The sequence below is a fragment of the Dietzia sp. B44 genome, assembly GCF_014145245.1.
GTDB classification, from domain to species: domain Bacteria; phylum Actinomycetota; class Actinomycetes; order Mycobacteriales; family Mycobacteriaceae; genus Dietzia; species Dietzia natronolimnaea.
This window is the reverse complement of the sequence record NZ_JAALEF010000004.1, coordinates 1-4,807: the sequence shown is the minus strand read 5'-3', so window position 1 is coordinate 4,807 and position 4,807 is coordinate 1. Positions and strand designations below refer to the sequence as shown.

4 protein-coding genes and 1 pseudogene are annotated in these 4,807 nt (G+C 71.9%); 1 reads left to right on the top strand and 4 read right to left on the bottom strand.

What is annotated here, in order from left to right; translation table 11 throughout:
* Positions 1-1,042, top strand: a 1,042-nt coding sequence (locus G6017_RS00190) for a Dyp-type peroxidase (RefSeq protein WP_182615318.1), incomplete at its 5' end; no start/stop codon positions are given.
* A 114-nt stretch (positions 1,043-1,156) separates the two neighbouring features.
* On the opposite strand, the gene G6017_RS00185 is transcribed toward G6017_RS00190, so the two are convergent.
* From G6017_RS00185 to G6017_RS00170, 4 genes and pseudogenes are all read right to left on the bottom strand, one after another.
* Entirely contained in the window at positions 1,157-1,912 is a 756-nt protein-coding gene (locus tag G6017_RS00185; protein WP_182615316.1) for a GDSL-type esterase/lipase family protein, read from the bottom strand.
* 306 nt (positions 1,913-2,218) lie between these two features.
* Positions 2,219-3,307, bottom strand: coding sequence for an SGNH/GDSL hydrolase family protein (locus tag G6017_RS00180; RefSeq protein WP_182615314.1), 1,089 nt, complete (start codon positions 3,305-3,307; stop codon positions 2,219-2,221).
* A gap of 102 nt (positions 3,308-3,409) precedes the next feature.
* Complete coding sequence (locus G6017_RS00175; RefSeq protein ID WP_182611095.1) at positions 3,410-4,477, bottom strand: beta-ketoacyl-ACP synthase III; 1,068 nt, start codon at positions 4,475-4,477, stop codon at positions 3,410-3,412.
* Positions 4,478-4,623: 146 nt separating this feature from the next.
* A pseudogene (locus G6017_RS00170) lies at positions 4,624-4,807 on the bottom strand (SRPBCC family protein); the annotation flags it as partial.

Genomic DNA, 4,807 nt, shown 5'->3' with positions numbered 1-4,807 from the left:
GCAGGCGCACGCCGCCTTCCTCGGGTTCGACCTCGCGGCGGGGGCCACCCGCGCCGAGGTCCAGGGTGTCCTGCGGGCGTGGTCACAGGACGCCGCCCGGCTCACCTCCGGCCGCGGCGGACTGGCCGACCTCGAACCCGAACTCGCCCGGGACCCGGCGCGGTTGACGGTCACCATCGGGTTCGGTCCGGGGCTGTTCGACGCGGTCCGCATGCCGGAGAAGCGGCCGTCGTGGTTACGGCAGTTGCCGGCGTTCCCGCAGATCGACCAGCTCGAGGACCGGTGGTCGGGAGGCGATCTGCTGCTCCAGATCTGCGCCGACGACCCGCTCGTCGTCTCGCACGCCGCCCGGATCCTCGCGTCCGGTGTGCGAGGCGTGGCCGAGCAGAAGTGGGCGCAGCGGGGGTTCCGCAAGGCCGTGGGCACCGACCCGACCGGCCGCACGCAGCGGAACCTGTTCGGTCAGATCGACGGAACCGTGAACCCCGGGCCCGACGACGTGGACTTCGACCGGGTCCTGTTCTCCGACGGCAGGTCCGCGGACGGGCAGACCCAGCGGTGGATGCGGGGCGGGTCCTCGCTGGTGCTGCGCCGCATCCGCATGACCATGGACACGTGGGAGGAGATCGACCGCACCTCCCGCGAGCTGAGCATGGGCCGGCGGATCGAGTCCGGTGCGCCGCTGACCGGGGTCGACGAGCACGACCCGGCCGACTTCGAGGCCGTTGACGACGTCGGTCTGCCGGTGATCCCGCCGGAGTCGCACATGGCCCGGGCCCGGCAGCGCGATCGTGGTGAGGCCATGCTCCGGCGGCCGTACAACTACGACGACCCGCCGGAGCCGGGCCGGATCAGCGACAGCGGCCTGATCTTCACCGCGTACCAGGCCGACCCGGTGCGCACCTACATCCCGGTCCAGCAGCGGCTCGCCGAGCAGGACGCGCTCAACACATGGACTATCCCGATCGGGTCGGCGGTGTTCGCGCTCCCGCCCGGCGCGCCAGAGGGCGGCTACGTCGGACAGGGGTTGTTCGAGGGATGAGCTGACACACAGCCGCCCCCGGCGATGAACACGCGCGCGAGCCTCAGTTCACGCCGGCGTTCATCGCCGGGGGCGGCTGTGTCGGGAGTAGCGGGGGCGCCGGGAGTAGCGGTGTCAGATCGCCGCGGCGATGGCGTCGGCCATGGCCTGCTGGCCGAGGGCGGTGGGGTGGAACGCGGCCGCGTTGGTCGGTGCGCCCCCGAGGAAGTCGGTCCAGCGCTGGTCCGCCGGCGCGCAGGCGCTGCGGTCGACGTCGGAGGTGGGCAGCACCGAGACGTGGCCGTTGCGCCGGGCGGCGGCGTCGACCGCGTCGTTGATGGCCTCGGCCACCTCGCGGGCCCACTGCACGTCGGCGGGGTTGAGCTGGTTGGTGAACGTGCAGCTCCCGCCCTCGGCCGGCATGAGCGGAAGGTACTGGGTGGCCACCACCGTGGCGCCCGGCGCACGGTCCGCGATCGCCGCGTAGACGTCGTCGATCTCGCCGCCCTCGCCGAAGGTCTCCTCGATGCCGGCCGCGATGGTGGTGCCGATCGCAGCCTGGCAGTTCGGCACGGTGGCGAACGGCCCCTGCTTGGTGATGCAGGCGACGATCGTGCCGAAGCCGACGTCGTTGCCGCCGATCGACAGCGTGACCAGGTCGGTGCTCGGGTCCAGCGCGTCGAACTGCGGCGGGACGCCCGAGCGCTGTGACACGGTGAGATCGGGGATCTGGGCTCCCCCGCAAGTGGCGTCGGTGAGCTCTCCCACGGCGGGGTTGGGGTCGAGGACGTTGGCGTAGTTGGTCACGCTGCGTCCGCACGCCTGAGCGGTGGCGCCGTCGGCCAACTCGGACTGGTCGCCGAAGGCCGCGTACGAGTCGCCCAGGGCCACGTAGTCCGCGTAGGCGGGCTGGGCGAGGGCACCGAGCGACCCGGACGCCGGCAGGGGTCCCGGCCGTGGACCCGAGGGAGCCGACGGCGACCGTGCCGTCCGTCTGGGTGGTCGACTGCGCGGCCGCGACGGGCGCGGCGGCCAGCGCGAGGGAGGCTGCCAGCGCGAGGGTCGTGGTGAGGGTGCGTGCGCCGGCGGAGCGGCGGGGTAGGGGAGTGAACATGACCGCAGTCTGCAATCCCCGATCCCCACCGTTGGTAGTTGTGGCAACTAAGCAAATTCTATTCTTGTGGGCCGGTGTCGGCGCTATCGCGAGAGTGCCGACAGCACCCGACCGGCCACATGAGCGTGCCCGGCGGACGTGGGATGGACGGGCACCGAGGAGGTCTGCAGGCCGGTGAAGTCGACCCACCGGGTCTCCGGGGGCGTGCACATCGAGTGTCCGGGCTCGTCGGGGATCACGACGGTCGCCCCGTTGCGCTGAGCCGCGTCGCGGACCACCCGGTTGACGCTCTCCTGGAATCCGCGGACCTTGTCCCGTTCGGCCTCGGGGATCGCGATGAACGGTGCGCAGTCGGGCGAGGCGAGCAGGGTGCGGTCGTCCGGGATCGCGGAGAGGTATCCGACGGTCACCACGCGGGCGTCGGGGGAGCGCCGGGCGATCTCGGCGTACACCGAGTCCATCCGTCCGTCGAGCTCCTCGAGGGCCTGAGCGGCCTGGCGGTCGATCACGTCGGAGCACCCGGCGGTGGCGTCGAAGCCCTCGGCGAGTCGCGCGGTCACCGAGTCCACCATCGGCAGGAACTCGGGGGCGGTGTTGGGCCGGAGGGCGCAGGCCACGATCACCGCGGCGAACCCCACGTCGTTGCCACCGATGGTCATGGTGACGAGGTCGGTCCGCGCGTCGAGGGCATCGAGCTGGGGCGGCGCGCCGTTGCGCGCGGGCTCGAGGAAGTCGTCGGCGGTGGCTCCGCCGCAGCTGGCGTTGATGAACGTCCCCACACCGAGCTCGCGGGCCACGACCGTGGGATAGGCGTCGTCGGTCCGCACGCACGCGACGGGCCCGGCGCCCCATGATCCCGGTGCCACCCGGCCGACGGCGGCGTACGAATCGCCCAGCGCCACGTAGCGAGCCGGACCGGTTCCGGTGCCGGCGTAGACGGACGGGCCGAGGCCCTCGCCACTGATCTGACCTGCGATGTTCTGCCCAAGCGTCTGCGTGGAGCCGCCTGCCTGCTCGATCGTGGAGCCGGTCGACGGGGGAGCGGCGGGGATCGCCGGGGTCGATCCGGCCACGACAGGGGAGACGAGGGAGCTCAGCAGGACTGTTGCGGCGGCCGCCACGGCGCCGGTGATCGCCGGGCCCGCGCCGCGACGGAGACGTGAGGTGTGCATGAGATCACTCTCTCATGAACGCTCGTCCATCAGACAGGTCCGCGGCCCCGGTTCTGGTGAACCGGGGCCGCGGGACGCACCGGACCTGAGGCCGAGGAGCCGTCAGTCGACGGGCGGTGCGGCGGGCAGGCGCACGACCTGGCCGGCGTAGGACAGTCCCGCGCCGAAGCCGATGCACAGGGCGACCTGACCCGGCTGGGCCTCGCCGTCGCGCAGCATGGCCTCCATGGCCAGCGGGATCGAGGCCGCCGAGGTGTTGCCGGTCTGCTCGATGTCGTTGGCGATAGCCACCGAGTCGGGGAGTCCGAGGTGCTTGGCCATGGCCGAGTTGATGCGCCCGTTGGCCTGGTGGGGGATGAACGCCTGGATCTGCTCGGCGGTCACGCCCGCGGTCTCCAGCGTCTGCGCGCACACCTTGGATACCTGCACGGCGGCCCAGCGGAACACCTTGGAGCCGTCCATGACCAGGTAGGGCTGGAGCACGGCCTCCTCGCGCGCGGCGGCCGCGGAGGCATCGACTTCGTCCACGTACTGCTTGAAGTCCTTGGTCTGGCGGATGGCGTCGCCCTTCTCGCCGTCGGACCCCCACACCACCGGGCTGACGTCGTTGGTCTCCGACGGGCCCACCACCACGGCGCCCGCGCCGTCGCCGAAGATGAAGGCGGTGTTGCGGTCGGAGAAGTCGATGCCGTCAGTCATCTTCTCCACGCCCACCACCACGACGTACCGGGCGCCGCCGCCGCGGATCATGGTGGTGGCCACGGCCAGGCCGTAGCCGAACCCCGCGCAGCCGGCGGTCAGGTCGAACGCGGCGATGCCGTTGCGGCCGAGATCGGTGGCCACCTGCGGAGCCGCGTGCGGCACCTGCGTCCAGTTGGTGGAGGTGCACACGATCACCGCGTCGATGAGCTCCGGATCGATTCCGGCGGAGGCCACGGCCTTCTTGGCGGCCTCGCTCGACATGGAGACGATCGTCTCGTCCGGCTCCGCCACGCGGCGGTTGAGGATCCCAGAGCGCTCGTAGATCCACTCGGAGCTCGAGTCAATCGTCTCGCAGATCTCCTCGTTGCTCACCACGCGACGTGGACGGTAGGCGCCGATGCCCAGGAGGGTCGTGCCGGGCGCGCCCTCGCTGGTCGCGATGGTCACGGTGTCGTTGGAATCCGCCATTGCAGATGGTGCTCCTCGTCGGTGTGCTGATCGTGCGGTTCGTGGTCGGCGCACGGCTGGTGCTCCCCGACACAGTACTGCTGTCTCGGTGGACATCGTCGCACCAGACGTCGATGTTTCGTCGACGATCGGCCGCCACCCCCGGGTCAGTCCGTGACCAGGCCCTCGAGCCATCCGCGCCAGCGCTCGGAGTCCCAGGTGGGCTCCACGCCGTCGACCGCGGCGGCACCGAGCGGTGCGCCCGACCCGCCCGGGACGTCCACGTACTCGTACGCGCGGACGGCGACGGCGGCGCTGCTCGTCGCGTCCTCGGGCGTGTCCCCGGCCGGG

Excerpts from the sequence above, each read along its gene's own strand:
- G6017_RS00180 (WP_182615314.1), bottom strand. The coding sequence starts at position 3,307 with ATGCACACCTCACGTCTCCGTCGCGGCGCGGGCCCGGCGATCACCGGC.
- G6017_RS00175 (WP_182611095.1), bottom strand. The coding sequence starts at position 4,477 with ATGGCGGATTCCAACGACACCGTGACCATCGCGACCAGCGAGGGCGCG.